Source organism: Agrobacterium vitis (genome assembly GCF_014926405.1).
GTDB classification, from domain to species: Bacteria; Pseudomonadota; Alphaproteobacteria; order Rhizobiales; family Rhizobiaceae; genus Allorhizobium; species Allorhizobium vitis_H.
In genome coordinates, this window is record NZ_JACXXJ020000005.1 from 3,434,941 (window position 1) to 3,461,227 (window position 26,287).

General features: G+C 58.1%; 25 protein-coding genes. 8 read left to right on the forward strand and 17 right to left on the reverse strand.

What is annotated here, in order from left to right; all coding sequences use genetic code 11:
• Nucleotides 1-291 precede the first annotated feature (291 nt).
• Both IEI95_RS27235 and IEI95_RS27240 read right to left on the reverse strand, forming a co-directional pair.
• Nucleotides 292-747 (reverse strand): cyclic nucleotide-binding domain-containing protein, encoded by a 456-nt coding sequence (locus tag IEI95_RS27235; protein ID WP_156617531.1) that lies wholly within the window; start codon nucleotides 745-747, stop codon nucleotides 292-294.
• 37 nt (nucleotides 748-784) lie between these two features.
• Complete coding sequence (locus IEI95_RS27240) at nucleotides 785-1,468, reverse strand: response regulator transcription factor (protein ID WP_015917473.1); 684 nt, start codon at nucleotides 1,466-1,468, stop codon at nucleotides 785-787.
• 119 nt (nucleotides 1,469-1,587) lie between these two features.
• On the opposite strand from IEI95_RS27240, the gene IEI95_RS27245 reads away from it, so the two are divergent.
• Complete coding sequence (locus IEI95_RS27245; RefSeq protein ID WP_194417376.1) at nucleotides 1,588-2,148, forward strand: L,D-transpeptidase family protein; 561 nt, start codon at nucleotides 1,588-1,590, stop codon at nucleotides 2,146-2,148.
• 192 nt (nucleotides 2,149-2,340) lie between these two features.
• Complete coding sequence (locus tag IEI95_RS27250; RefSeq protein WP_194417237.1) at nucleotides 2,341-3,171, forward strand: aldo/keto reductase; 831 nt, start codon at nucleotides 2,341-2,343, stop codon at nucleotides 3,169-3,171.
• Nucleotides 3,172-3,244: 73 nt separating this feature from the next.
• On the opposite strand, the gene leuC is transcribed toward IEI95_RS27250, so the two are convergent.
• Entirely contained in the window at nucleotides 3,245-4,654 is a 1,410-nt protein-coding gene (gene leuC / locus IEI95_RS27255; RefSeq protein ID WP_156531753.1) for a 3-isopropylmalate dehydratase large subunit, read from the reverse strand.
• Between the two features lie 308 nt (nucleotides 4,655-4,962).
• Nucleotides 4,963-6,630, reverse strand: a complete 1,668-nt coding sequence (locus tag IEI95_RS27260; protein ID WP_194417238.1) for an O-linked N-acetylglucosamine transferase, SPINDLY family protein — start codon at nucleotides 6,628-6,630, stop codon at nucleotides 4,963-4,965.
• 240 nt (nucleotides 6,631-6,870) lie between these two features.
• Between IEI95_RS27260 and IEI95_RS27265 the strand changes: the two genes are divergently transcribed.
• Together IEI95_RS27265 and IEI95_RS27270 are read left to right on the forward strand one after the other, a co-directional pair.
• Nucleotides 6,871-7,890, forward strand: coding sequence for a glycosyltransferase family protein (locus tag IEI95_RS27265; protein ID WP_156531755.1), 1,020 nt, complete (start codon nucleotides 6,871-6,873; stop codon nucleotides 7,888-7,890).
• Between the two features lie 112 nt (nucleotides 7,891-8,002).
• Nucleotides 8,003-11,380 carry a DEAD/DEAH box helicase gene (locus IEI95_RS27270; protein ID WP_194417239.1) on the forward strand — a complete coding sequence of 1,126 codons (3,378 nt, stop codon included), beginning with the start codon at nucleotides 8,003-8,005 and terminating at the stop codon, nucleotides 11,378-11,380.
• A gap of 38 nt (nucleotides 11,381-11,418) precedes the next feature.
• Here the strand turns inward: IEI95_RS27270 and IEI95_RS27275 are convergent, their stop codons facing one another.
• The 7 genes from IEI95_RS27275 to rplS form a co-directional block, all read right to left on the reverse strand.
• The gene (locus tag IEI95_RS27275; protein ID WP_156531757.1) at nucleotides 11,419-12,243 is read right to left on the reverse strand and encodes an amino acid ABC transporter permease; all 825 of its coding nucleotides are present in this window, start codon (nucleotides 12,241-12,243) and stop codon (nucleotides 11,419-11,421) included.
• Nucleotides 12,244-12,260: 17 nt separating this feature from the next.
• Nucleotides 12,261-13,058 (reverse strand): transporter substrate-binding domain-containing protein, encoded by a 798-nt coding sequence (locus tag IEI95_RS27280; RefSeq protein WP_156531758.1) that lies wholly within the window; start codon nucleotides 13,056-13,058, stop codon nucleotides 12,261-12,263.
• A gap of 104 nt (nucleotides 13,059-13,162) precedes the next feature.
• Nucleotides 13,163-14,041, reverse strand: coding sequence for a copper homeostasis membrane protein CopD (gene copD, locus IEI95_RS27285; protein WP_156531759.1), 879 nt, complete (start codon nucleotides 14,039-14,041; stop codon nucleotides 13,163-13,165).
• Nucleotides 14,038-14,409 (reverse strand): copper homeostasis periplasmic binding protein CopC, encoded by a 372-nt coding sequence (gene copC, locus IEI95_RS27290; protein ID WP_156531760.1) that lies wholly within the window; start codon nucleotides 14,407-14,409, stop codon nucleotides 14,038-14,040. Before copC ends, copD begins: the two co-directional genes overlap by 4 nt.
• Before the next feature lie 70 nt (nucleotides 14,410-14,479).
• On the reverse strand, nucleotides 14,480-15,892 hold the full coding sequence (locus tag IEI95_RS27295; protein ID WP_156531761.1) for a PepSY-associated TM helix domain-containing protein: 1,413 nt from the start codon (nucleotides 15,890-15,892) through the stop codon (nucleotides 14,480-14,482).
• Nucleotides 15,893-16,130: 238 nt separating this feature from the next.
• Nucleotides 16,131-16,508 (reverse strand): hypothetical protein, encoded by a 378-nt coding sequence (locus tag IEI95_RS27300; RefSeq protein WP_156538307.1) that lies wholly within the window; start codon nucleotides 16,506-16,508, stop codon nucleotides 16,131-16,133.
• A gap of 251 nt (nucleotides 16,509-16,759) precedes the next feature.
• A complete protein-coding gene (gene rplS, locus IEI95_RS27305; RefSeq protein WP_070153199.1) occupies nucleotides 16,760-17,302 on the reverse strand; it encodes a 50S ribosomal protein L19 in 543 nt (180 codons plus the stop codon).
• Nucleotides 17,303-17,577: 275 nt separating this feature from the next.
• Between rplS and IEI95_RS27310 the strand changes: the two genes are divergently transcribed.
• Nucleotides 17,578-18,321 (forward strand): sulfite exporter TauE/SafE family protein, encoded by a 744-nt coding sequence (locus IEI95_RS27310; RefSeq protein ID WP_156531763.1) that lies wholly within the window; start codon nucleotides 17,578-17,580, stop codon nucleotides 18,319-18,321.
• Here IEI95_RS27310 and trmD read toward each other — a convergent pair.
• The 6 genes from trmD to IEI95_RS27340 all read right to left on the reverse strand — a co-directional run bounded on the left by trmD (nucleotide 18,303) and on the right by IEI95_RS27340 (nucleotide 22,944).
• Nucleotides 18,303-19,037, reverse strand: a complete 735-nt coding sequence (gene trmD / locus IEI95_RS27315) for a tRNA (guanosine(37)-N1)-methyltransferase TrmD (RefSeq protein WP_156531764.1) — start codon at nucleotides 19,035-19,037, stop codon at nucleotides 18,303-18,305. The genes IEI95_RS27310 and trmD overlap by 19 nt on opposite strands.
• Nucleotide 19,038: 1 nt before the next feature.
• Nucleotides 19,039-19,611, reverse strand: a complete 573-nt coding sequence (gene rimM / locus IEI95_RS27320) for a ribosome maturation factor RimM (protein ID WP_041697211.1) — start codon at nucleotides 19,609-19,611, stop codon at nucleotides 19,039-19,041.
• A 124-nt stretch (nucleotides 19,612-19,735) separates the two neighbouring features.
• A complete protein-coding gene (gene rpsP, locus IEI95_RS27325) occupies nucleotides 19,736-20,107 on the reverse strand; it encodes a 30S ribosomal protein S16 (protein WP_156531765.1) in 372 nt (123 codons plus the stop codon).
• A 64-nt stretch (nucleotides 20,108-20,171) separates the two neighbouring features.
• On the reverse strand, nucleotides 20,172-20,504 hold the full coding sequence (locus IEI95_RS27330) for a chorismate mutase (RefSeq protein ID WP_156531766.1): 333 nt from the start codon (nucleotides 20,502-20,504) through the stop codon (nucleotides 20,172-20,174).
• 12 nt (nucleotides 20,505-20,516) lie between these two features.
• Nucleotides 20,517-22,088 carry a signal recognition particle protein gene (ffh, locus tag IEI95_RS27335; protein ID WP_071203028.1) on the reverse strand — a complete coding sequence of 524 codons (1,572 nt, stop codon included), beginning with the start codon at nucleotides 22,086-22,088 and terminating at the stop codon, nucleotides 20,517-20,519.
• Nucleotides 22,089-22,350: 262 nt separating this feature from the next.
• The gene (locus IEI95_RS27340; RefSeq protein ID WP_156531767.1) at nucleotides 22,351-22,944 is read right to left on the reverse strand and encodes a DUF6620 family protein; all 594 of its coding nucleotides are present in this window, start codon (nucleotides 22,942-22,944) and stop codon (nucleotides 22,351-22,353) included.
• A 93-nt stretch (nucleotides 22,945-23,037) separates the two neighbouring features.
• Between IEI95_RS27340 and IEI95_RS27345 the strand changes: the two genes are divergently transcribed.
• From IEI95_RS27345 to mtaB, 3 genes are all read left to right on the forward strand, one after another.
• Entirely contained in the window at nucleotides 23,038-24,033 is a 996-nt protein-coding gene (locus IEI95_RS27345) for an MBL fold metallo-hydrolase (protein ID WP_156531768.1), read from the forward strand.
• 71 nt (nucleotides 24,034-24,104) lie between these two features.
• A complete protein-coding gene (dapF, locus tag IEI95_RS27350; RefSeq protein WP_194417240.1) occupies nucleotides 24,105-25,016 on the forward strand; it encodes a diaminopimelate epimerase in 912 nt (303 codons plus the stop codon).
• Nucleotides 25,013-26,287, forward strand: a complete 1,275-nt coding sequence (mtaB, locus tag IEI95_RS27355; protein ID WP_194417241.1) for a tRNA (N(6)-L-threonylcarbamoyladenosine(37)-C(2))-methylthiotransferase MtaB — start codon at nucleotides 25,013-25,015, stop codon at nucleotides 26,285-26,287. Before dapF ends, mtaB begins: the two co-directional genes overlap by 4 nt.

The window sequence follows — 26,287 nt, forward strand, 5'->3', positions numbered from 1 at the left end:
GATCGACCCGGAGTTGGCCGCTCGCTTCAAGCCATCTGAACAAACCGTCGGAAATCGCCAATGTTTCCGAAGAATGAGCGGCTACGTCTATCCGATCTCCCTCCTTGAGGTGGGGTGAGGAAGGGTCGGCGTAGCCGAACAATCGATCCAGTGGATCGATTGTACTGACGAACGCCCGGAGCCATGCGAAGGGCCAAGCCTGGCAAGGCAGAGGGGGGTGAACCTCACGGTAAAACGATGATGCAGTCCTGCTGCCCCACCAGACAATGCGACATGGTGAGCCGTCGCGTGTTACCGAAAACGCTCTTCCATCCCCTTTGCACCGGTCGCCAGTGCCACGAGATTTTGCCGGATGCGCTCCTGCATGACCAGGCCGAGCTTTGGATATTCCTCCAGCAACCTGTGGAACAGCGGGCGGGGAATGCGCAGCACTTCGGAATCTTCCAGGGCGATGGCGGTATATTTGCGCTCCACCATGGTGGCCAGCGCCAGTTCCGACAGCATGGTGCCAGGACCGGCAACGGCGGCGACTTGCGGCTTGCCATCGCGGCCCGTGTTGGAAAGCTCGAACCGGCCGCGCACCACCACATAGGCGCATTCAGCTGGGGAGTGTTCCCGAAACAGCGGCTGGCCCTGGCCGATGGGCCTGTGTTCGGCACCAAAGGCAATCAGCCGCAGCTGGTCCGGCTCCAGGCCCTGAAACAGCGCCAGGGATGAAAGCAGTTGCATGTCATCGCTCAGCGCCATCGAGAATGCTCCGGTTCAGGGTCCGTTCAATGTCCGTTTAGGGAATAATCTTGTAACCGCCGTTTTCCGTGACCAGAATTTCGGCGTTGGACGGGTCCCGTTCTATCTTCTGGCGCAGGCGATAGACATGGGTTTCCAGCGTATGGGTGGTGACGCCGGAGTTGTATCCCCAGACTTCTTCCAGCAGCACGTCGCGGGTGACGACTTTCTGCCCGGCGCGGTAGAGATAGCGGATGATGGCCGCTTCCTTTTCGGTCAGCCGGATTTTCTTGCCGTCTTCGGTGGTCAGCAGCTTCTGGCTTGGCTTGAACAGATAGGGGCCGACGGTAAAAGTCGCATCCTCGCTCTGCTCGTGCTGGCGCAACTGCGCACGGATGCGCGCCAGCAGAACCGCAAAGCGGAATGGTTTGGTGACGTAGTCGTTGGCACCGGCTTCAAGCCCCAGAATGGTGTCGGAATCGGTGTCGTGGCCGGTCAGCATGATGACGGGGGCTTTGAAGCCGCCCTTGCGCAGCAGTTTCACGGCTTCGCGGCCATCCATGTCAGGCAGGCCGACATCCATGATCATCAGGTCCACCTGGCCGTTGCGGGCGGCCTGCACGCCCTTGGTGGCGTTGGATTCCTGCTGGATCGAAAACTCCTCATAAAGGGAAAGTTGTTCCACCAGCGTTTCGCGCAGGTCATCGTCGTCATCGACCAGAAGGATCGTCCGAGCAGCCATACCTGATATACTCCCAAGCAGCGAACAGGCCAGATTGCACTGTTCTTGAAATCATTGTCTTATCTAGCCAACTCACTCTACAAGAAAAGTGTTCGACAAAGCAAAACTCCGTGAGCGAAATGCCAAACCCAGTTTCCAGAGCCGGGGCTCAACCGCGCCAAGGTCTTCGCAGTATTGTGGTGCGCCGCAAGCCCGGTTGCAAGAGCCAGGCCATCGTTCAGGCCGGACCGCTGCGGTTTCCCGCCGCCATCGGACGGTCGGGCATCACGGCTTTCAAGCGCGAGGGCGATGGCGCAACCCCACGGGCATCGATGCGGTTGCTTTACGGCTACTTTCGGGCAGAGCCTCGTGGGGCCATAGGCTCGCGCCTGCCCTTGAGGGCGATTCGTGCCGATATGCTGTGGTGCGATGCGCCGGGCCATCCGGCCTATAACCGTCCGGTCAAGGCGCCTTTCACCCCCAGTCATGAGCGGTTGCGGCGACAGGACCGGCTTTACGATGTTTGTCTGGTGATGGATTGGAACATCACCTGCCGCAAACAAGGCGGTGGTTCGGCAATCTTTTTCCATATTGCCCGGCCTGATTATGCCCCGACGGAAGGGTGCGTGGCGATCAGCCCCGCCGACATGCGTCGCCTGCTGGCGCTTGTTTCGCCAGAGACTGTCGTCACGGTTCTGTGAAAAATCCCTTTCCGATCCAAACAGATGTCTGTCGGGGTGTGAAAGCGGCAACGCTTGCCTATCTATGGAACCGGAATCATTGAATGTGCATTCCAAAACGGGCCGTAGTCTCGGCTGCGCCTCTGTCTTTTTCCCGGGCCGTCATGGTCCTTGCCCGATCTTAAACCCCGATCTCGAATGGGAGACTCTTACGTGGCAGATCAATCCAATATTACTTTTTCCGACGGCAACAGCATCCCGCAGGTGGGGCTCGGCGTCTGGCAAACACCCAATAGCGAAGCGGCACCGGCGGTGCGTTCGGCGCTGTCATCGGGTTATCGCCATATCGATACGGCTGCCGTCTATGAAAACGAGGAGGGTGTTGGCGAAGGCATCCGCTCGTCCGGCATCGACCGCGGCGATATTTTCCTGACCACCAAGCTGTGGAACAATGAGCAGGGCTTCGACAACACCCTCAAGGCCTTCGATGCCAGCCTGAAACGGCTCGGCACTGACTATGTCGATCTCTACCTGATCCACTGGCCATCGCCGCATCGTGGCCTGTTTGTCGAGACCTGGAAGGCCTTTATCCAATTGAAGGAGGAGGGCCGGGCGCGCTCCATCGGCGTGTCGAATTTCTATCCGGAGCATCTGAAGAAGATCATCGATGAAACCGGCGTGGTGCCTGTCATCAACCAGATCGAACTGCATCCAGATTTCCAGCAGAAGCAAGCCCGCGAATTCCACCAGGCTCACGGTATCATCACCCAGTCCTGGAGCCCACTTGGTCAGGGCAAGCTGCTGGACAATCCGGTGATCGGCAAGATCGCCGCCAAGCATGGCCGCACGGCGGCCCAGATCATCATCCGCTGGCATATCGAAAGCGGGCTGGTGGTGATCCCGAAGTCCGTCACGCCGTCGCGCATCGAGGAGAATTTCAAGGTGTTCGATTTCAGCCTCGATGCTGAGGACATGACTGAGATTGCTGCCCTGGACAGCTCATCCACCCGCATTGGACCTGATCCGATGACGGCGAGCTTCTGATTTCACGTGAATCATTGAGTGAAAACAAGAAAGGCGGCTTGTGAGCCGCCTTTCTTATGGAGAATTTGCTATCTCACTTCCACTCGCGGATATCGACGAAATGGCCGGCGATGGCGGCAGCAGCGGCCATGGCGGGGGAAACGAGGTGGGTGCGGCCCTTATAACCCTGGCGGCCTTCGAAATTGCGGTTCGAGGTCGAGGCGCAGCGTTCCTCCGGCTTCAGGCGGTCGTCGTTCATGGCCAGGCACATGGAACAGCCCGGCTCACGCCATTCGCAACCGGCATCCAGGAAGATCTTGTCGAGACCTTCGGCTTCCGCCTGTTCCTTGACGAGGCCAGACCCCGGAACCACCATGGCAGAAACGGTCGAGGCCACCTTGCGATCCTTCAGCACGGCGGCTGCGGCGCGCAGGTCTTCGATGCGGCCATTGGTGCAGGAGCCGATAAACACCCGGTCGATAGCGATATCGGTGATCTTGGTGCCGGGCTTCAGGCCCATATAGTCGAGCGCGCGCCACTTCGACGTCCGCTTGTTTTCGTCAGCGATATCGTCGGGGTTCGGCACGACGCCCTGAACCGAAATCACATCTTCCGGCGAAGAGCCCCAGGAGACGATGGGCGGCAGGTTGGCGGCATCCAGCACGACGGTGCGGTCGAAATGCGCGCCTTCATCGGTATGCAGCGTCTTCCAGTATTGAAGCGCCATGTCCAGCTCTTCACCCTTCGGCGCGCGGGGCTTGCCCTTGATATATTCAAAGGTCTTTTCATCAGGCGCAATCAAGCCAGCGCGGGCGCCGCCTTCAATCGTCATATTGCAGACGGTCATGCGGCCTTCCATCGATAGGGCCTCGATAGCCTCACCGGCAAATTCGATGACGTGGCCGGTACCACCAGCCGTGCCGATTTCACCGATGATGGCAAGAATGATGTCCTTGGCGGTGACGCCCGCAGGCAGCTTGCCATCGACACGCACCAGCATGTTCTTGGCTTTCTTCTGGATCAAGGTCTGGGTGGCCAGAACATGTTCCACTTCCGACGTGCCGATACCATGCGCCAGGGCGCCGAAGGCTCCGTGGGTCGAGGTATGGCTGTCGCCGCAGACAATGGTCATGCCGGGCAGGGTAAAGCCCTGTTCAGGGCCGACGATATGCACGATGCCCTGGCGCTTGTCTTTTTCGGAATAATATTCGACGCCGAAGTCAGCGGCATTCTTGGCGAGCGCCTCGACCTGGATGCGGCTTTCCTCGTTCTTGATCCCTTCGGCCCGGTCCGGCGTGGTCGGTACGTTATGGTCAACGACGGCCAGCGTGCGGGTTGGTGCATGCACCTTGCGGCCAGCCATGCGCAGACCTTCAAAGGCCTGCGGGCTCGTTACCTCATGCACGAGGTGGCGGTCGATATAGAGAAGACAGGTGCCGTCATCCTGGCGATCCACCAGATGGTCGTCGAAAATCTTGTCGTAGAGGGTACGGGGTGCGCTCATGGCTGTTCATCCGTCGAAGGGTTGAAAAGGGATTGGGGTCATATGACCGTGTCAAAGAATGTTTGCAAGACTATCGCAGTTGCAGGCCGCACCGCGAGGAGCGACTTAAGTCAGCTGATTGCCAAGCGCTCCAGCAACGCGCGCAAAGAAACGTGCCGGAAGACGCTTGTGGTCTTGCAGCACGAATATGTCAGGCGCGAGACATCCGAATTTAGATCCCATGGCGGTCTGTTACCAGTTTTCAAGCGAAACGGCAATTCAAAGATTGAAGGCTTCGCCTTTGGTTTCAGGAAGGACGCCAGCAACGTTTAGAGGACTGGAACTGAAAAATCCTGCGGCTCAAGGCCCGTTGCGGCCCGCGCTGCCATGGTGTGATAGGCGGCTTCCAAGTGGCGGATAAAGCCTGTGATATCAAACAGAGGCGATCTTGGACCCTGTGCGCGAATAGTCTGTTTCAAGGCGTTGCGGGCGCTCTTATCGCGGGCCAGATCGATACACAGAGCCACATAGGCATCGGCGTCTCGGGCAATCAGCTTTTCTAGCCCACAAGCCTGCAATAGGCTTGCCGTGACACGACTGGCGAAATTTCCGCCCGGAAAAGTTGGCACGGGTAAACCGGCCTGCAAGGCGGCAAGCGTCGAAAATCCGTCGTTATAAGGGAAACAATCGAGGGCGATGTCGGCCAGGGTCATCCAGCCAACTTGCTCCATGGGCCTGGCGGGGTTGCGAAAAACCAATCGGTTTTCGGCTATGCCCTGACGGTTCATCCAGGTGCTGAAATTGTTTCGGGCGTAATTGCCGCAGGATATCCATAGCAGGCTATTTTCCGTCTGCCGCAGAATATCAACCCAGAGATCGGCAGTTTGCGGAGATATCTGTTCGGTGGGATGAAAGGCCGCGAAGATCACTCGGTCTTCGGGCAGCCCGAGTTGTCGGCGCGACAGCGAAGGCGGCTGTTGCATGGGAGAACTGACGAGAAAAGTCTCCGGCAGATGGCAGATCGCCTGGCCATGGAGGCGGAGGTCGTCCTTCGGCAGAACTGCGGTGTTTGCGAGCATATAGTCGCATATAAGCCCGGTCCTTACCCCCGGGTGACCGGCCATTGCCACATGCAGCGGCGCGATCCGGTGCCGCAGCAGATCAGGACGGCTGCCGTCGCCATGGCCAAGCGGATCGATCAGGATATCGATGCCAGCGGCGCGCAGGGCGGCCAAAGCCGCATCCTCACAGAGATCCTTGAGGCCGAGAGCCTTTATGTCTGCATTCAATTCGTCCGGTCCCGGCGGCTCGTTGCAAATCAGCAGAACGTCGAAATCGGTCGGGTCGTGTCGGGCGGCAAGCGACAAGGTAAGCCTGCGAAGCGGATCGTCGCTTGGCCCATCGGCGAGCAGATAGGCGAGTTTGAGTGTTTCGCCAGCCGGTTTTTTCCACTCTTGCGAAGCCGGGACAGGGGCTGGAAAACCATTGTTCCAGCGGCTGTTCAAGGTCTCGTCATCGCACCAGCTCAGATGCACGGTTTGGCTATCGACCGAATAATAGTTCTCCTCCTGCCGGTTCAACCGGTCCCGAACCGCCTGGTCGCTCATGCGTATTTCGTCGATATTGAGCGTGTGCCTCAAAGCCGTCCGATAGGTTTTCCAGGATTGGACATCAAACGGACCGGAGCGAATGGCCCGTCTGGATGTTTCGAGGGTCTGGATTTCCAGCGCACTTGCCTTTTCAATCCCGGACCGCTCCATTTTTTCTGCGAGTGTGATCAGGGTGAGAGCTTGATCAGGCAAGATTTTTGCGGCCTGCCGGTAAAAGACGGCGGCTTCGGTGAAATGGTCGAGCTTGGCGCAGCACTGGGCCATGACCAGCAGGGCTTTCGGACCCGGAGCGGAGTCTTTGGCCAGGGCGCTTTTCAAGGCGGCATAAGCGCCCGCCAGGTTTCCAGAGGCGTAAAGCGCCAATGCTGCGGCAAGATTGTCGGACATTGCGTCTGCTGTCACTCCTGTTGATCGCTCGGCGATATACCGTTGGTCTGGCGCAGGGCTTGTCTTTCGTTCAGGCTTGCAGCATCGGACTGCAAAGGGGCAGCTAGTTTTCTGCATGGTGCGGCGTACAAGCCATCCAGCCTGGGGAAACAATGCTTCTCTATGCAAATACAAAGTCTCGAAGATGCTAATGCATCCTCTCTTGTAAAATTCTGCTGCCCTGTTTTCGGAAAATCCTGCATGTCCCAGCTTTCAATTGTTGTTCCAAGTCGCCGGTCGCTGGAGAAGAGCCGATTTTCCCTGGAAAGTGCGTTGATCTATGCGGAAAAGCTGGATGCCGTGCTGATCGTGTCCGACAATTCCGGCGATCCGGCCAAGGCGGAATGGCTGCAAAGCCTGGGCGCGCGCGTCCGTTACCTGCATTCCACCGCAGAAGATGCCGTCGCCAATCTGGTCAACGCGCTCAACCACGTGGAAACACCGTTTCTCATGCCGTTTGCTGATGATGACACGATTTATGTTCTCGACGGCCTGCCGGTGGCGGATCTTTCCTCTCTGCCGCAGGATGTGATCGGTGTGCGACCGCAAACGATGATATGGCGCGACGATGCGGGTGTGGCCGATGTGGTCACGACCAATCTGGATGCGGAGACGCCATCGGGGCGGATACAGCAGTATGTCAATAAGACCGGTGGCAATAATGCGCTTTATTACAGCATTTTCCGCACTAGGCTATTTACAGGGGTCCTGAAGACTTTCAATGCGCATCATCCGACGCGGGGCGCCTATTGCGACTGGAGTTTCGTCGCTACGTTTCTGTGTTGTGGCAAGGTGTTGTATGATCCGGCTTTGATCTATTGCTATGATCTCGGGCAATGGAAGTCTGCCGCAGGTTTGGACACCTCGTTTGACACGCTGCTGTTGCAAGTCGGTCTGCCGGAAACGGCGCGCTATTATCATGAATTTCTGTTGTTTCTGGATATGCATAGCCTGTTTGGCTGGCGCGACCTGCCTTTGGCCGCCGCCGACCGTGCTGATGCGATCAGCGCCAATATCCGGTTCAATTTGCAGGTATTCTGCAATCGAGTCGCCCGCCAGCCGGATCTTTATCCGCAAGTGGTCAAGGATGCTGTGGCAGCACTTGGCACTATCGCCGATCCGGAAACGCTCTTTGCGACGATCCTGCCGGTGGCCGACAGTCTGAGACCTGGTCTTGCCGAGGAGTATCGCCGGTATCGGGCGGTGATTGGCGACATCTAGAGTTTGCCATAGGAAAAACGGAAACTCAGCACATCGTACGGTCGGGGCCTTGGGCAGCTCTCACGCAATACGTTCAAGAGTCGCAACTTTAAGGTTTTTTAAAGTGAGGCAATTGCAACCAATTGGTAAGTTTGAAGCATTAGCAATCGATCGCTTGCGCTTCCATAAAGGGCCAGAGAGTATTGGACTTACCGAAGATATTTATAGAATATTAGGAATTTTAAAAATGAACGATGCGCTTCAAACATTGAAATATTGGTTTGATGTTGAGGCGCTGACGGCACCGGATGCCGAAGAGGACGATGACAAAAGTGAAAACCACTTTGTCACCTATGTCAGGGACAATGTGTATCCTTGGGAGCCGCATTTTCCATCCCCAAAACAAGATCAACAGGAGCGGCAGTACAAGCACTTTGTGCGCTTTGGTATTCTTGCCAGAGCATCCTATGATCAGGAGCTTCTGGCGACATTACGAACAGAAGCGGCACCGGATTACGATTCAGGTGGCCGACAAAATACCAGTGCTTTCACCTTCTTGGGCGTGTTTGAAGTGAGCACAGGGGGTTATGTGCAAGCCAAAACACTGAAAATGGCGTCTTTCGCGCAAGCCTTCTCTGAGTTGAAGAACAATCAAGCGCTTGAATTTGCCGACTATAGCGCCACGCTAATAGAATATTTCGACAAAGAAGCAGGACGATTGGCAGAGGAGCAGTTTCCCGCATCAGGCCTCTTTATCCAGACATTGCAGGAAAAAGCCATTCAGTTGCTAAAGTGGGTGCCTGTTGGCATCGATCAAGGGCCGCAAGCGATTGTCGTTAGCAAGGCGACCGTTGGAAAAGACGAAAAACCTCTCACCCCGCGTATCCCGCCAATAAACAGCTTTTTTCTGGACGATATGGAAGCTGCGATCAACAGTGTGAAAAACAAGCAACCTGCGGGCCTTGTGCTTCCTTATCTGGTTGAGCCGAGCGAAAGCGGTCGGGTTGACTCGACAAGCATTGAGGCAATCGACAAGAAACTCTCGCTGGACCTGCTGCCAGATGGTCGTTGGCCATCACAATTTTCGCTCACCCTCATGCAACAGGTCGCAGTCAATGAGGGATTGCGCGCCCTGCATTCTGGCGGATTGTTCTCTCTTAATGGGCCGCCGGGAACAGGAAAAACAACATTGCTGATGGATGTGGTTGCCGCTATTCTTGTTGAACGGGCAAAAATTCTCACCACGTTCTCCACACCCAACAAAGCGTTCACCAGATACACAGATCATGAGGTGAAATACCCAAACCAGCCCCATTCAGCCAATATTTATAAGCTGGACGCGCGTTTGCATGGCTTTACCATGGTCGTCACCAGCGCCAACAATGGCGCGGTCGAGAATGTGACGCGAGAATTTCCAAACCAATCCAAAATTGATCCGCAATATCATAGCATTGCCGAGTATTTCTCTCCAACAGCCACGGCTTTATTGAAGAAAGGCAGTGATGATGAGGAGAGCGAAGACACCACTGGTGAGCACGACACTGCAAAAGCCTGGGGATTGATTTCCGCCGTGCTCGGCAACGCCAAGAACATGAATAGATTCAATTCCATATTGAAGGCAAAAACAAAAGACGATAAAGAAGATTTCAGCAATATATTTCGTCAGTTGAAAGACAAGAGCGAAGCGGTGGACTGGGCGACTGCCCGTCGGGATTTTGACGACGCGCTCGCAACGGTTTCTCGTCTTAAAGGCGAGATGAAACAGGTTGACGCTATTTCCCGCGAGGTTTATCGCCTCAAGAAGCTCGCGGACGTTTGTGAGCAAAAATACATCAAAGCGCAACAAACCGTCGAAGAGGCAAAAAAGAACATCCCTCAGGCAGCCATCACTCTGAAGGATGCTGAGGATGATCTTCGTTCGGCTGATAAGAACGCGGAGCTGCTCCAACCTGGAAAATGGACAGGCTTTTGGGCAATGTTGCCCGCATCCTGGGCGATTTGCCGTTCCGCACGAAGCCGGATTTCCTTGTTTGAGGCGGCTGTCAAACACCGGGCACAGTGCGATATTTTGAGAACCAGCGCCCGTACCAACCTTCGGGCATTGGAAGCGCTCGTTGCAACAAACACGAAGGTTATGGAAGAGGCGCAACAAGAGAGAGATCACGCGCGCCAGGCCCTGTCGATCAAAAGCGCCCAGCTCGAAACCTTGAGGTCCAAACGATCGGGTCTGGTGAGTTTCGAGGATGCGCTCGTGGCAACAGACGCGGACCGCCAGCAGATGTTGCCACGCATGTGCGATGCGCTGAATGACGCCCGCGCCATGCTGTTTATCAAGGCAATGGTCCTGCATCGCGCCTTTTTGCAAGGGGCCGGAAAGGTCTTCTCTCAAAATTTGAGCCGTGCGCTCGGAATGTTAACGAGAGATCCCTATTTAACGCCTGTCATCAAAGATGTCGGCATCGATCTTTGGGCAACCTTATCCCTGCTTGTTCCGGTGGTGTCGTCCACATTTGCCTCCTTTGCCCGCTGTTTCGAGCATATGCCAACTGGCGGCATCGGTTGGCTGTTCGTTGATGAAGCCGGTCAGGCCGCACCACAACAGGCCGTTGGGGCTTTGGCGCGGGCCAAAAGAGCCTTTATCGTCGGTGATCCGCTGCAAGTGGAGCCTGTGGTCACACTGGATAAAAACGTTGATGCGAAATTGCTTGAGCGCCACAAGGCCCCGATCAGACATCTCGCAACAGCAACCTCTTTGCAGGTCATTGCTGATCAGCACAATACATTCGGCTCCTATCTCATTTCGCACCAGAATGAGCCGGTGTGGGTGGGTTCACCTCTGAAAGTGCATCGGCGCTGCGTGGAGCCAATGTTCTCCATTTGCAACAAAATTGCCTATAATCAAACCATGGTGCTTGGGCGCGGCAAGGTCGAGCAGGAAAGCAAAATCACGACAGGAAGCGAAACCGCACCGCCGAGACCTTTGCTCGGTCCAAGTTGCTGGATCGATATGCCGGGAACGGAAGGATGTGAAAAACACCATATTCCGGCACAGGCCCATTTGGCGCTCGATCTGGTGAAGAGCTACATGCAAAATGGCTGGGTTAACCCACACACGGAATTGCCTGACCTTTACATCATTTCACCGTTCAAGACGGCGGCCGCAGGAATGCGAGAGCTGCTGAAGAAGACCCAGAGGGATTGGGCCGATCATATCACTGTGAAAAACCTCACAAAGTGGGTGAATCAGTCTGTTGGAACGGTTCACACGTTCCAGGGCAAAGAGGCAGAGAGCGTTATTTTCTTGTTGGGCGGCTCCACGTCCGGCGCAATAGAATGGGCCGCTTCGACGCCCAATATTCTCAATGTCGGTGTCAGCCGCGCCCAGCGACGTCTTTACATTATAGGTGATTGGAACGCGTGGAGAAAACATGATCTGGTGCGGAACACCATGGGTATAGAAGGCTGGCCGCTGTCTCGAGATGCGGCCCTTAAGCGGTTGAATGTCCGCTAGAGACGAAACCACTTCCATCAAATGCAGGGACTGAACATCTAGGTTCGCTGGCCATCGCGGGACCGCATCCGTTTTTCCAAGCGCCGCAGGATGAGCGACAGGCCGATGGTGAGGATCAGGTAAATATAGGCGACGATGGAATAGGTCTCGAAAAACCGGAAGGACCCGGAGGCATAGATCTTTCCTGCCTGGCTGATATCGGCGACGCCCAGCACCGAGACCAGCGATGAATCCTTGACCATGGCGACAAAGTCGTTGGAGAGCGGCGGGAAAATCACTCGGATGGCTTGAGGCAGAACCACCAGGCGAAATCGCTGCGCGCGGTTCAGTCCCAGTGATTTGGCCGCCTCGATCTGTCCCTTGTCGATGGATTCGATACCGGCCCTGAAGATTTCGGCGATAAAGGCCGAATAGCCGATGCAAAGCGCAAAAATCGCCCGCCACATCAGCGAGACATCGCGCACCTGAAGCGGGTCCAGCCAGCCTGCTGAGACGAGCGGGGCGGCGAGGCTGTTATAGAGCGCAACAAAGCCCGGCGCGCCGACAAAAGCCACGTAAAACAGCAGGACCAGAACCGGAATGCCCCTGACGATCTCGATATAAAACCGGGCGGCCTGGCGCAGCACGATGCTATCGGCCATGCCCGCCAGCGCGATCAAGAGGCCAAGCATGGAGGCGAGCGCAAAACCGGTCAGCGTGACGAAAACGGTGACGCCGATACCGCGTGAGACTGTTTCGAACACCTGGCTATAGAGGTCGTTGACGGCGATGGTGATTGCCAGCGCCAGCGCCAGAAGGCCAAGCGCCACCAGCCACCAGGGAAAATCCTGCTTGCTACCGTTCGGAAGGGTCTGAAAGGCCATGGAAAGACGCCTGGCCGTCAATCACCCAGCTTGTAATCGAGGAACCATTTCTTGTTCAAGGCGTCGAACGTGCCATCGGCCTTCAGGGAAGCGATGGCGGCATTGACCGGCTTGACCAGATCCGAACCCTTTGGAAAGATGAAGCCGAAATCTTCCGTACCCAGCGGTTCGCCGATGATTTTCAAGGCGCCAGCGGAGGCATCGACATAGCCTTTGCCAGCGGTGCTGTCGGTCAGAACCAGATCGACATCGCCGGTTTTTAGGGCCTGCACGGTCGCGCCGAAGGTTTCGAACAGTTTGATACGTGGGTTCTGTTCGTTGCCGTCAAGCACTTCATAGACGGCGGTGTAGAACGGGCTTGTCCCGGGTTGCGCGCCAATCAGGCCCTTTTCGAAGGCCTTGAAGCTCTTGGCATCGGTAAAACGGGCCTCATCGCTGCGCACCAGCATCAATTGTTGCGAGCGCATATAGGGATCGGAGAAATCGACCTTTTCCTTGCGATCTTCCTTGATGGTGATGCCGGTCATGCCGATATTATACTGGCCGTCGGACACCGCCTGGATCATAGCATCCCAGGAGGTATTCTGATACTCGACCTTGACATTCAGCCGCTTGGCGATCTCGTTCATGGCGTCATATTCCCAACCTATCGCCTTGCCGCTCTTCGGATCGACAAATTGCAGCGGTGGATAGGCATTTTCCGTGACGACGACAACGGTCTTGCCACCCAGATCCGGCAGGTCGGCGGCAATAGCGGCGAAGGGGGCAAGGAAAAGCGCGGAAAGACCGGCAAGGATGGCGCGGCGCAAAGACATGAAATATCTCCTGGATCGGGTTGGCAAGACACTGTCACAGGTGATCCATGCATTTCAAGGGATTACAGCATGACCTCTGTCCTGGGAGCGTTGCAATTGCGCCGTTATCCAGGCGGCATCGTTCCAAAGGCGGATACCAGTGCCACGGCGATCAGGCCAAGCGCGCATTCCGCCAGCGTGCCAATCTTGATGGCCCGTACGGCCTGAACCGGGCTTCGACGCAGGTGCGGCACGAAAACATAGCGATTGACGATAGCAATCGTCACCATGGCGGCGACGGCGGCGATTTTTAGGGCCAGCCCTTGTTGATAGGATGCCGCCATGTCGAGTGACAGACCAGTGATCAGCCAGACATTCAGCATCCCGCTGACCAGCGTCAGTGCCACGGCGACATGGCCGATGGTGGAAAATCGCATCAACGCAGTCAGGGCCGGTGTCCGGGTTCGAGGATCCTGCATGGCGTTTAATAGCAACAGAACGGGCGGTAAGGCACCAAGCCACAGGCTTGCGGATAGCAGATGCAGGCTATGATTGGCGCGGTGCAGCAGGCCGAGCAAGCCTCCTTGCGCCACCGCATGGCCGCTGAGGCTAAGGCTCATCAACAGAGGCGCACCCAGCAGCGTCATGACGGGGCCACGATGGCGGGGAAAGGCATAATAGCTCATGAGTAGAAGCAGGCCGAACCCAGCCTGAAGCCCAAACGCCCTGCCGCTTTGCGTGGCTTCCAGCAGATCAATCATCAAGGACGGTGTAATGCTCTGCCAGCCATCGCCGAGCATGGCACTCTGGGCGACGATCTTGCCGACTCCGGCTATTGCCAGCAACCAGAGGGCAGGCTGATAAAACCGGGCAAGGTGCTGGGCGATGCCTGCCGAAAGGTTTTTCGGCACGGCGAGCCACAGAAAACCATGCGCGCCCCAGAGGAGGAGCGCGCAGGCGTCGAACACCAGGCGGCAGAGGATGTTGACCTGTTCGGGTGTCACGGCTTGACGGTAAAGCTGGTCGTACCGTTCGACTTATGACCATCGACCGACAGAACATGCCATTCGACGCTGTAGGCGCCGGGGGCAAGCGGCTCACTGAGCGGAACGCTCAGACCCTTGCCGTCCTTGCTGACCACGGCTGCACCGGTCTTGATTTTCTGCTGTTGCGGGCCGGTGATATCGACGCCGGAAAATTTCGGCTCAAGCCCTTCGGTAAAGCTGAGGTCGATGGTTTTCGGGGCGCTGGCAATGGTCGCCTTGTCCGTCGGGGCGACGCTGGCCAGATGAGCGTGGGCCAAGGCCTGGCCGGTCAGGGCCAGGGAGGCGAAGAGGGCAAATGTGGCCAGTGTTCTGGATGTGACAGTCATGATCGTGTCCTTTGGTTTTGGGTGAGATGGATTGCTGGCGGCTTTCGATGCGCCGCCTTTGAGTGTCGGTTTAGCTCAATGCCCTTTTCAACGGCCTGATCCGGCGGATCAGCACCATATCGAGCAGGAGTACAGCCAGCAGCGCCGCGCCCGTCAGCGGAAACAGCAGGGAGGTGAGCAGCATGATGATCGCTCCGGTTTTCCAGAGGCGCATGTCGGATGGATAGGCGGGCGCCATCAGCCGTGACGCGCCTTTCGGACGGCGTATCCACCACATAACGATGCCGCTGACGCTGAGGAAAATCACCGCCAGACAGTAAACGGTGACCAGTGCCAGATTCCACAGGCCAATCGTACCCATGTGAAAGGAAACGCCCACGGCCATGGCCTTGCCAGCCAGACCATAGTTTTCATATTTGATATCGGCCAGCACCTTGCCGCTATAGCGGTCGATATGCACGGTGCGGTCCAACAGCGGGTTGGTGCTGTCATTGCTCATCGTATCGCGCGAAATACTCCAGACGCCGGTTTCGTCCTTGGGGAAATTCAGCTGGAAGCGGTGATCGAAGCCGATGGCGCGGGCAAAGGCGATGACATTGTCCAGCGTCACCGTCTGTCCACCCGGCAGGCCGGCATGACCGGCGGCGGAGCCGGACATCGGCATGGGGGCCTGTTCCAGCGTCCAGGGAACATCCTTGATACTGCCATGGTTCATGGTGGCATGGGTCGCATCGGACAGCGGCGCATCGCTCCATTTGCCAATCGGGAAGGTGCTCCAGGCCTGAGTGAATTTTTCGCCCCAGATGCCTGCCCAACTCAAACCCGAGACCAGAAAGACCAGAAGCAGGATCGAAGCATAAAAGCCGATGGTGCGGTGCAGGGATTTCAACAGCTGGCGACCCTTTTCGGCAAAGCTTGGAATGAGCAGGCGCAAATAGCTCTCGCCTTGACGCGGCCACCACATGTAAAGCCCGGTGATGATCAGCACCACGCCGAACCCGGCGGCGATTTCGATCAGCCGGTCGCCGAGCGTGCCAATCAGCAGGTCGCCGTGAATGCTTTCGGCTAGGTCGTAGAGCGCGGTGCGGCGGCTCCATTGGCCCAGCACTTGCGCGTCATAAGGATTGATGGCGACCATCATCGACTCTTGGCCCCGGTTAACCCGGAAGACCGCCACACTCTCTGGCGTGGCTGGCGCGATATATTGAGCGATAACCCCGCCTGGAACGGCGGACAGTGCGGCGTCTGCCTGTTGCGAGACAAGCGTCTGGGCAGCCATGGGGGTGACGGTGAAAGCCTTTTCTCCGTCGCGTCCGACCAGGGTGGCGCTCCACATCATGATCAGCCCGGTCACGGCCAGCACAATCAGGAAAGGAGCGACGTAGAGCCCGGCATAGAAATGCCAGCGCCAGGCGGCAAAATAAAATCCTTTGGTTGAGACTGCTACCGGCTTTTCGACCGGCAGGGATGTGATGGTGGACATGGTTGAAACCTTGGAAGGATGCCTGATGGCTTGGCTTGCTGGACATGCAACGGGCGGACCTGCAAACGCATGTGATCCGGCAAAGCCCGCAGGGCCATAGGCATGAAATCTGATGGAGCTGAGCGTCAGTCGAAGGAAAAACCCTGTTTGACCAAACCCTGCTGCCGGTGATGGCCATGCGTTCCTCGCCGTGCTGCAAGAGAGGCAGGGCGCAACAGAAGCATGGCCGGATCAGATGTTAGCCAAGGGGTGGGGCGCGGGGCGCGCTATTGGGGGGAAAGATCCGGGCGATAACCGGTGCTTGTACAGGCGGACTTGCCGTTTCAAGACTGGCTCGGGCCGTCACGCCAATCGTATCCGCAGGCATGGGCAACAGAATGGAGGCGCCGATACGGCAGGCTTCGCAGCCGCTTTGGGATAGATGCCCGTGGGCTTTGCCGTGATCTTCAGGCGCAAAGGAGGTTTGGCTGGAGATGCACAGGACCGGTAGCGAACCATCCGGCAGGGTATAGGCGGCAAATTCCGTTGGGATTTGCGGTGTTGCAAAAGCCTGAGGGGCTTTATGGGCAAAGCCAATGGCGACAACAGCGATCATGCACCAGACGTGCACCGCCATTTGCCATGTCATTCGCCTTGCGCGCATCCGCTTTCCCTTGATCGTGCCGGTTCTTGCCGAACCGCCACAGCCTGATCAGCAGTAAGGGGGAGACCGCAATGTTTCAAGATCAATGTCTGGCAACGGCCCTGCGTCGCGTGGCCGCAGGGTTATTCCTCTGCTGCCCCTGTGTTGCCAATGTGTTGAATGAGCGGATGGCAACAAAAAAGGCGGCCCGAAGACCGCCTTTTTTAAGAATAATGATGCCAGACTTATTCAGCCGAACCTTCGGCAGCCTTTGCTGCTTCGGCTTCAGCGGCGGCAGCCTTTTCAGCGGCTTCTGCTGCGGCCTTTTCAGCGGCGAGAGCCTGTGCTGCTGCAACCTTTTCGGCTTCCAGGCGTGCCTTTTCCTCGGCAAGTGCTGCACGCTCGGAGTCGTTCAGCTTGCGGGCGCGGGTGCCGGTGTTTTCAACGATACGAGCGGATTTGCCGCGACGGTCGCGCAGGTAATAAAGCTTGGCGCGACGGACCTTACCGCGACGGACCACTTCGACGCTTTCGACCAGCGGCGAATAGACCGGGAAAACGCGCTCGACGCCTTCGCCGTAGGAAATCTTGCGAACGGTGAAGCTTTCGTTGATGCTGCCGCCGGAGCGGGCAATGCAAACGCCTTCATAGGCCTGTACGCGGGTACGGTTGCCTTCCGTGACGCGGACGTTGACGCGCAGCGTATCGCCAGGAGAAAATTCCGGCAGGGTGCGCTTGGCTTCGATCTTGGCGGCCTGTTCGGCTTCCAGCTGCTGAATGATGTTCATCGGTTTAACCTTTTCAAGTTCTTCTGAAACAGCCAGAGCGCTCATCATTCGTCCTTGGGTCCAAAGCCTCGGGATGACGCCTTGCGGCGGGAGCGGTTTCGCAGTTCTTTGTTTTCGGTCTTTTCAGTCTCGTCGACGGGATTACACCCGTTTCTGCGCCTGCCCTTATACCAATCGGTCCGGCTTGTCATCCCTTGCTCCCAAGAATTTTGCTCGGGTGATCGGCTTGCGCGGGCCGCAGCCTGTTGCAATAACGGCGCGGGGGGGAGCCATTCATGTCAATCGAAATTATCAGTCTGATGTTTGTCGCCGGGTTTTTCTCGGCGGTGGTCAATGCCATTGCCGGTGGCGGCACGTTTCTGACATTCGGGGTGCTGACTTTGGCGGGCCTGCCATCGGTCACGGCCAATGCAACCTCCTCCATCATCCAGTTTCCCGGCTATATCACCTCGACGCTCGCCTATCGGCGTGAAATCGCTGCCCATTGGAAAAGTGCTGCGCTGCTGTCGTTCATCTCAGCCATGGGTTCGCTGGTCGGCGCGCTGATCCTGATTTCCCTCTCCAATCCCACCTTTAGCCGCCTGGTGCCTTGGCTGTTGCTGATGGCAACGCTGGTGTTTGCGCTTGGTCCCCGGCTGAGGCGCAAGGCTGATCAGCAGCACCCGGCCAACCGGCTCGGATTGCTGTTGCAAGGCATTACGTCCGTCTATGGCGGATTTTTCGGGGCGGGCATGGGCATTATGATGCTGGCCTCGCTGCAATTTGCCAGCGGCGGTGATTACCACCACCTGAACGCGCTGAAGAACCTACTGGCTATTGTCATCGCCGCGATTGCCATCCTGGTGTTTGCAACGGCTGGCGCGGTGTCGTGGCTGCATGCGGGCATTATGCTGCCTGCGGCGGCATTGGGTGGCTATGCTGGCGTGCACATGGCCAAACGTGCGCCGCAGACATTGCTGCGCTGGCTGGTGATCGCCGCTGGCCTGTCGCTGGCGATCTATTACTTTTTTAAAGGCTGATTGGCCTGGGGTTGATTTGCTGAGGGCTGAGAAAGCAAATCGGGCCGCCGCTCACGGGTCAGATTTATAGATTGCTCCTGGCGCCAGGTCTCGATGGCACCGTGGTTGCCCGAGGTTAGCACCGCCGGGATCTCGCGGCCCTCGAAGACTTGCGGGCGGGTATAATGCGGATGTTCCAGCAATCCGCCCTCGAAGCTTTCATGCAGGCCGGACAGGTCATTGCCCATCACGCCTGGGATGATGCGCACCACGGCATCCAGAAGCGTCAGGGCCGCTGGCTCTCCGCCTGAGAGAATATAATCGCCGATGGAGACTTCCTCCAGATTGCGGGCCTCGATGACCCGCTGGTCGACACCCTCAAACCGTCCGCAGACGATCACCACGCCGCTACCGCCAGCGATTTCGCGGACCCGTTTCTGGGTGAGCGGCCTGCCCCGTGGGCTCATCAATAGACGGGGGCGCCTCTCACTGCCAAGGGTGTCATCTCCCAGGCTGTCGATGGCTCTGGCCAGCACATCCGGCTTCAGCACCATGCCTGCCCCACCACCGGCGGGTGTGTCATCAACGCTGCGGTGCTTGTCACTGGCAAAATCACGGATCTGCACCGCTTCCATGGCCCATTGGCCACGCTCCAGCGCCCGGCCCGCCAGCGATACGCCAAGATGCCCCGGAAACATCTCCGGGTAGAGCGTCAGCACCGTTGCCTGAAAGGTCATATCAGCGGCCGCCGCTCTTCGGCTTGCCATCGGCGCTGAACGGTTCCTCGCTCCCGTCGTCCTTCAGGCCCGCCGCCTCCGGGTCGATCAGCAGCTTGCCTTCTTCCAGATCGATTTGCAGCACGGCGGCCTCGGAAAATGGCACAAGAACGGGGCGCTTGCCCGGTCCTTTTACTTCCAGCAGATCGCCTGCGCCGAAATCGAATACCGCCGTCACGGTGCCGTAGCTATTGCCTTCAGCATCCACCACCGCCAGACCCTCCAGGTCGGCATAGTAGAATTCGTCATCATCAAGTTCTTCATCGGGCAGCGCACTGCGCTCGATAAACAGTTCCAGCCCGTTCAAGGCCTCGGCGGCATTGCGGTCATTGACGCCGCGAAAGCGCACCACGACAACGGTTTTCGCCTCACGAATATCCAGCACCTCAAAGACCCGGCCATCACCGGCATGCAGTTTGCCGTAATCGCCAAGCGCCATCGGATCGGCGGTGAAGGACTTCACCCGCACTTCGCCACGGAGGCCCTGGGCGGCACCGATAACGGCCATCAGCACGGGATTTTCAAGCTTGGTCATGGCGGATGAAGGTCCTTGGCGACAGTCGGGGGCTGTTTGAAAATGGGTAGACGCGGAGGAAGAATAAACGACAAACGGGCGACATGAAACCATGCCGCCCGTCGGTCAAATCATTTCAAACCGATTATTCAGCGGCTTCGGCAGTGGCAGCAGCCAGGGCATCAGCCTTCTGCTTCTTTTCAGCCAGACGCTCAACAGCGCGCTTGCCGGGCTTTGCCTTTTCAGGGTTGCTGCGTGCAGCGCGTTCAGCCAGGCCAGCTTCTGCGAGGAACTTCAGAACGCGGTCGGTCGGCTGTGCGCCCTTGGCAATCCATTCCTTGATACGGTCGGCGTCCAGCTCAACGCGCTTTTCATTGTCCTTGCCGAGCATCGGGTTCCAGGAACCAACCTTTTCCAGGAAACGGCCATCGCGCGGGCTGCGGGCGTCGGCGATGACGATCTGGTAGTAAGGACGCTTCTTGGAACCGCCACGGGCGAGACGAATCTTGAGGGACATGGGTATACTCCTTGGTTTTTAACCGGCGCGGTCTGTGGCGTCCGGTCTGTTGTTGAGGCCGCCGTCAGGCGGTCTGTTCCGTTTGACTGCTATGTTCAGCCGCAATGGCTTCATGATGCCGGATAACTTCCTTGATGATGAAATTCAGGAAAGTCTCGGCAAAATCCGGGTCGAGTTGGGCGTCCTTGGCAAGCTGCCGCAAACGTTCGATCTGGTATTCCTCCCGCGCCGGATCGGCGGCCGGAAGGTCGTATTTGGCTTTCAACACGCCCACTGCCTGTGTGCAGCGGAAGCGTTCGGCCAGCATATGCACCAGTGCCGCGTCGATATTGTCAATCGACTGGCGGTAACCGGCAAGTTCCTGTCTGATGGTGGTATCAAACACGGGAAGGGACATCGGCAGCTATCCTCACTTCTTCTTTGGGAGACCGGGAAGGCCTGGGAAGCCTCCACCAAGACCAGGCAATTTTCCACCACCCAGGCCGGGAAGGCCGCCACCCATGCTACCACCCAGGCCCGGAGGCGGCTTGATACCGGCGGCTTCAGCCTGGCGCGCCAGCGCTTCCAGCTGCTTGGGGTCCATGGAGCTGAGATCCGGCATGCCACCCATCCCGCCCATTCCACCCATGCCCATTTTGCCGGCCAGACCGCCCATCAGCTGCTTCATCATGCCGCCGCCCTTCTTGCCGCCCATCATTTTCATCATGTCGGCCATCTGGCGATGCATTTTCAAAAGCTTGTTGATCTCGGACGCATCGGTGCCGGAGCCCTTGGCAATGCGCTTCTTGCGGGAATGCTTGAGAATGTCGGGATTGGTGCGCTCGGCCTTGGTCATCGACGAGATGATGGCGATCTGGCGACCGAACATCTTATCATCCATGCCTGAGGCGGCCATCTTGTCCTTCATTCCGGCCATGCCGGGCATCAGGCCCATAATGCCGCCCATGCCGCCCATTTTCTGCATCTGGCGCAGCTGGTCGGCGAGGTCGTCGAGATCGAACTTGCCCTTGGCCATCTTGGCGGCCATGGCGGCGGCCTTTTCGGCGTCGATATTTTCGGCGGCCTTTTCGACCAGCGAAACGATATCGCCCATGCCGAGAATACGGTCGGCGATCCGGCGTGGATGGAATTCATCCAGCTCCGTCATCTTCTCGCCGACGCCGATCAGCTTGATCGGCTTGCCGGTGACGGCACGCATGGACAGGGCGGCACCGCCACGGCCATCGCCGTCCATGCGGGTCAGAACCAGGCCGGTAATGCCGACGCGCTCATCGAAATTGCGGGCGAGATTGACGGCATCCTGGCCGGTCAGCGCATCGGCGACCAGCAGGATTTCGTGTGGCTTCGCATTTTTCTTGATGTCGGCCATTTCGACCATCAAGGGCTCGTCGATATGCGTACGGCCTGCGGTATCGAGGATGACGACGTCATGGCCGCCGAGCTTGGCCGCCTGCACGGCGCGGCTGGCAATATCGGTCGGCGACTGGCCAACAATGATCGGCAGCGTATCGACGCCGGTCTGCACGCCCAATTGCCGCAATTGTTCCTGGGCGGCTGGACGGCGGGTGTCCAGCGAGGCCATCAGGACCTTCTTGCGATCGCGGTCGGTCAACCGTTTGGCGATCTTGCCGGTCGTCGTGGTCTTGCCCGAGCCCTGGAGACCGACCATCATGATGACAACCGGGGCCGGTGCGTGCAGATCGATGGACACGCCCTCAGCGCCCAGCATGTCCACCAGCTCGTCATGGACGATCTTGACGACCATCTGGCCGGGCTTGATGGCTTTCAGAACGGCGGCACCAACCGCCTTTTCCCGCACCTTGTCGGTAAAGCTGCGCACCACTTCCAAGGCGACGTCGGCTTCCAGCAGGGCGCGGCGAACCTCCCGCAGGGCGGCGGAAACATCGGCTTCCGACAACGCGCCACGGCCGGTCAGTCCATTCAAGATGGAGCCAAGGCGGTCCTGCAGGTTCTCAAACATCGCATCATCCTCATGGGTTGGGTTGCCCCAAACCTCGGGTTTTCCTGTGCCGAAAACAAGACGCAAAGCCAAAAATCACCCGAGGGCGCATCGCGCTGTCGGGTGTTGACCTCCGGGAACTCTTTATACCTTTACGGGTCCCGGTCGGCGGCTCGGAGTCATGTCTCGTCGCAGATTTGGGAGCGGTAAACAGCAAAATGCCGCAGGAGTCAAGAATGCTTTGCCTTGAACAGTGCGGATGAGGGTTTCGCGAGGGTATGCCTCACGGTTTTGCATAACCCTTGCTGTATTGTTCTTCATAGAAGGCCAGCCTGTCGTGCCACTGCATGATCGACTGGCCATCTCCACCGGCTTTTGCCTGGGTTGCGAGCTTTTGAACCCATTGTCCGGCTTCCTGCGAGAATTCGTAGACGGTAAGGCCGTGTTCCTCGAGAACCTTCTGTGGGTCGATGCCGAATTTGACAGCCGCTTGCAGGTGGCCTTGAACTCTCGCATAGTCTTCAAAGGTCGCCAGCTTGCCTTTCTGTGCCACCTGCATCGGGGCCTTGGCAAATCGACCGCTGTTGGGATTGGCAAATGCCTCGCCATAGAGACGGGAGAATTCGCGTTGCGGGTCGGGCGATTCTTTCCATGCCTTGGTAAAGCCAGCATCGACCTCGTGAAATTGCGTTTCGGTCACGCCCAGTATGTTCTCAACCTCGCTTTTGTCCATATTGTTGGCGATACGGGCGTTGGCGGCTGCCCATTCTTCAAAGGTCACGCCGTGAATGGGGGCGGGGATATTTTGCGCCCGTGTCGGCGGGGCAAAAACAAAAGCCCAGGACGTAATCAGTACCGCTATTTTTATCAAATACATCCATATGTCCTATTTGCCAAAAAACGGTTGTAATCCATATCTAGGTGATCGTGACTTTCTGGGAAGTCATCGATTTTAACAATTGAAGATGTCATGACAAAAAATCCCTATTATCGCGGTCCCGTTTCCGACCATTTCGATGGAACCCGTTTTTTCAATCCTGGCGGTATCGCGCCCTTCGGCTTTAACTCCGTGATGCGCTGGAAGCTCAATGGGCAGCGTGCTCGCTGGCCCAAGCAGGTCGAGCTGCCGGAAGGGCAGGCTCGGCCACTGCCGCGTGTCGAGGGCAAAGATCTGCGGGTGACGATGATCGGCCATGCCTCGATGCTGATCCAAGTTGGCGGGCTTAATATTCTGACCGATCCCGTCTGGTCCGACCGGGCCAGCCCGGTGGCATTTGCCGGACCGAAACGAGCGATTGCTCCTGGCGTCCGGCTGAACGACCTGCCGCCCATCGATGTGGTGCTGATCACCCATAATCATTACGACCATCTCGACGGAAAGACGCTGGCGCGCCTGCATCATGCATTCGCGCCGCATTTCGTCACGCCGTTGGGCAATGACGTCACCATTCGCCGTGCCGTGCCTCTGGCCCATGTCAGCGTGCTGGATTGGGGTCAGCATCTGGCGGTCAGCGCCGATACCCGTGTCACCGCAGAACCCTGCCATCACTGGTCGGCGCGCGGGGCAAGGGACCGGCGCATGGCGCTGTGGGCTGCTTTTGTGCTCGAAACGCCTGCCGGCAAGATCTACCATATCGGCGATACCGGCTTTCACGATGGCATCAATTACCGGGCTGCGGCCCGGAAATATGGAGGGTTCCGGCTGGCTAACCTGCCAATTGGCGCCTATGAGCCGCGCTGGTTCATGCGCGGCCAGCATCAGAATCCGCAGGAAGCGGTGGAGGGGTTTACGCTCTGCAATGCCTCTTTTGCCGTTGGCCATCATTTCGGAACGTTCCAACTGACCGACGAGCCGATCACGGAGCCGGTGGACCATCTGGCCGCCGCGTTGGAAGCGGCGGGCATTGCGCCCGAACGGTTCCGGCCTTTGCGGGCTGGCCAGGTGTTTGATGTGCCTGCCGGTTGACCCCCGCTGCCACTGGTAATTCCAGTGAAATTGCGCCATATAGCGCTCAACAACCGCAGGACAGGAAGGCTATGGGCAATCGGGTCGAATTCGCGAAGATGAACGGACTTGGCAACAAGATCCTTGTCGTCGACATGCGTGGTCGCACCGACCGGGTCACGCCGCAGGCGGCCATTGCGCTGGCGGGTGATACTGAAACCCATTTCGACCAGATCATGGCGATCCATGATCCCAAGCTGACGGGTACTTTTGCCTATATCGACATTATCAATTGCGATGGCACGCTGGCGCAGGCCTGCGGCAATGGTACGCGCTGCGTGGTGCAGGCCCTGTCGGCGGAAACCGGTCTGAAGGCTTTCACCTTCCAGACGCTGGCTGGCATTCTCAATGCTGTCGAGCATGAAGACGGCTCGGTGTCTGTGGATATGGGGGTTCCGATGTTCGACTGGAACCGCATCCCGCTGTCGGAAGAGTTTCACGATACCAGCCGGATCGAATTGCAGATCGGGCCGATTGATGCGCCGGTGCTGCATTCGCCTGCCGTGATGTCGATGGGCAATCCACATGCGGTGTTCTGGGTGGACCGCGACCCGATGTCCTATGATCTGGAACGGTTCGGGCCGCTGCTGGAAAACCATCCGCTGTTTCCCGAAAAGGCCAATATTACCCTGGCGCAAGTGACCTCCAGGACTGCGATGACGACCCGCACCTGGGAGCGCGGTGCCGGGCTGACGCTGGCTTGCGGTTCCGCCGGCTGCGCCGCCGGGGTTTCCGCTGCGCGCACCGGGCGCACCGAGCGCAAGGTGACGATCACCGTCGCCTCCAGCCCCAACCGCCAGGCCCTCGACATCGAATGGCGCGAGCGGGACGGGCATGTGATCATGACGGGTGCGGCAGAATGGGAATGGGCAGGACAGCTCGATCCGCAGACCGGCGCCTGGCAGCGTGAACACCAGGCGGGCCACGAGGCCTCGGTCTCGTGAGTGACATAAACGTCATCACCTTCGGCTGCCGCCTCAATACCTACGAATCCGAAGTGATGAAAGCGGAGGCCGAAAAGGCGGGCCTTGACCAGGCCATTTTGGTCAATACCTGTGCGGTGACGGGCGAGGCGGTGCGTCAGGCCCGCCAGGCCATTCGCCGGGCTCGGCGTGAAAACCCGCAGGCGCGGATTATCGTTACCGGCTGTGCCGCCCAGACCGACGCCGCAGGCTTTGCTGCCATGCCGGAAGTGGATCTGGTGCTGGGCAATGAGGAAAAGCTGAAGGCTGAACATTACCGGGCATTGCCCGACTTCGGCGTGGCTGCGGCGGAAAAGCTGCGGGTCAACGACATCATGAGCGTGACGGAGACCGCGCCGCAGATGGTCAGTCATATCGATGGCCATGTGCGTGGTTTCCTTCAGGTGCAGAACGGCTGCGACCATCGCTGCACCTTCTGCATCATCCCCTATGGACGGGGCAATTCACGCTCCGTGCCGATGGGGGCCGTGGTGGAGCAGGCCCGCAAGCTGGTGGAAAACGGCTACCGCGAAGTGGTGCTGACCGGCGTGGACGCCACCAGCTACGGCGCCGATCTGCCCGGCCACCCCAGCCTTGGCCTGCTGGCCAAGACGCTGTTGAAACAGGTGCCGGAGATTTTGCGCCTGCGGCTGTCCTCCATCGATAGTATCGAGGTTGACCGCCACCTGATCGACCTGATCGCCGAAGAGCCGCGTTTCATGCCGCATCTGCATCTGTCGTTGCAGCATGGTGACGACATGATCCTGAAACGGATGAAGCGCCGCCATTCACGGGCGGATGCCCTAGGGTTTGCGACACAGGTGCGCGCCCTGCGGCCCGATTTCAGCTTCGGTGCCGACATGATTGCCGGTTTTCCAACCGAAACCGAGGAGATGGCGGAAAATTCCGCTCGTCTGGCGCAAGAGATCGGTATCGCCCATCTGCATGTCTTTCCTTATAGCCCACGGCCCGGCACACCGGCCGCCCGGATGCCGCAACTGGACCGCGCTTTGGTGAAAGCGCGTGCCGCCAGCCTTCGTGCGGTTGCCGAACAGCTGCATCATGCCCATCTCGAACAGATGGTCGGCTCACAGCAAAAGCTGCTGGTGGAGCGCAACGAAATGGCGCATACGCAGGACTTCACCCTCGTGGCCGCTCCGGGTCATCTGCCGGGTGCCCTTGTGGATGCGGTGATCGGCGGTCACAATGGGCGTCACCTGATTATTGAACAGTCAGCCGCCGCTGCGGCCTGA